The sequence below is a fragment of the Microvirga aerophila genome (genome assembly GCF_003332305.1).
Taxonomy (GTDB): Bacteria; Pseudomonadota; Alphaproteobacteria; order Rhizobiales; family Beijerinckiaceae; genus Microvirga; species Microvirga aerophila.
Genome location: NZ_QOIO01000180.1, coordinates 1 through 1,194 on the forward strand (window position 1 = coordinate 1; position 1,194 = coordinate 1,194).

The 1,194-nt window shown below is 65.2% G+C and carries 1 protein-coding gene; it reads right to left on the minus strand.

What is annotated here, in order from left to right:
* Nucleotide 1 precedes the first annotated feature (1 nt).
* The gene (gene tuf, locus DRB19_RS29640; protein WP_114189508.1) at nt 2-1,192 is read right to left on the minus strand and encodes an elongation factor Tu; all 1,191 of its coding nucleotides are present in this window, start codon (nt 1,190-1,192) and stop codon (nt 2-4) included.
* Nucleotides 1,193-1,194: the final 2 nt, after the last annotated feature.

Here is a 1,194-nt window from a genome sequence, read left to right on the forward strand (position 1 = left end):
ATTAATCCATGACCTGTGCGACGACGCCGGCGCCGACGGTGCGGCCGCCCTCGCGGATGGCGAAGCGCAGCTTCTCCTCCATGGCGATCGGCACAATCAGCGTCACGTCCATGGAGATGTTGTCGCCCGGCATCACCATCTCGGTGCCTTCCGGCAGCGTCACAACCCCGGTCACGTCCGTGGTGCGGAAGTAGAACTGCGGACGGTAGTTGGTGAAGAACGGCGTATGACGGCCGCCCTCTTCCTTGGTGAGAATGTACGCCTCAGCCTTGAACTTGGTGTGCGGCTTGATCGAGCCCGGCTTGCACAGCACCTGGCCGCGCTCCACGTCCTCGCGCTTCGTGCCGCGCAGCAGCACGCCCACGTTGTCGCCCGCCTGGCCCTGATCGAGCAGCTTGCGGAACATCTCGACGCCCGTCACCGTGGTCTTCACCGTGGCCTTCAGGCCCACGATCTCCACTTCCTCGCCAACCTTGACGATGCCACGCTCCACGCGACCCGTCACCACCGTGCCGCGGCCCGAGATCGAGAACACGTCTTCGATCGGCATCAGGAACGGCTGGTCCACCGGACGCTCCGGCTGCGGGATGTAGGCGTCAACCTCGGCCATCAGCTTGAGAACCGCGTCGCGGCCGATCTCCGGCGAACGATCTTCCAGCGCGCACAGGGCCGAGCCCTTGACGATCGGAATGTCGTCGCCCGGGAAGTCGTACTTCGACAGAAGCTCGCGCACCTCGAGCTCGACCAGGTCGAGAAGCTCGGCGTCGTCCACCATGTCGACCTTGTTCATGAACACCACCAGGGCCGGAACGCCCACCTGGCGCGCCAGAAGGATGTGCTCGCGGGTCTGCGGCATCGGGCCGTCGGCCGAGGACACCACCAGGATCGCGCCGTCCATCTGCGCCGCGCCCGTGATCATGTTCTTCACGTAGTCGGCGTGGCCGGGGCAGTCCACGTGGGCGTAGTGCCGGTTCGCCGTCTCGTACTCCACGTGCGCCGTCGAGATCGTGATCCCGCGCGCCTTCTCTTCCGGCGCCTTGTCGATCTGGTCGTACGCCGTGAACTGCGCACCCCCCGACTCCGCCAGAACCTTCGTGATCGCCGCCGTCAGTGACGTCTTGCCATGGTCAACGTGGCCAATCGTCCCGATGTTGCAGTGCGGCTTCGTCCGCTCAAACTTTTCCTTCGCCATCG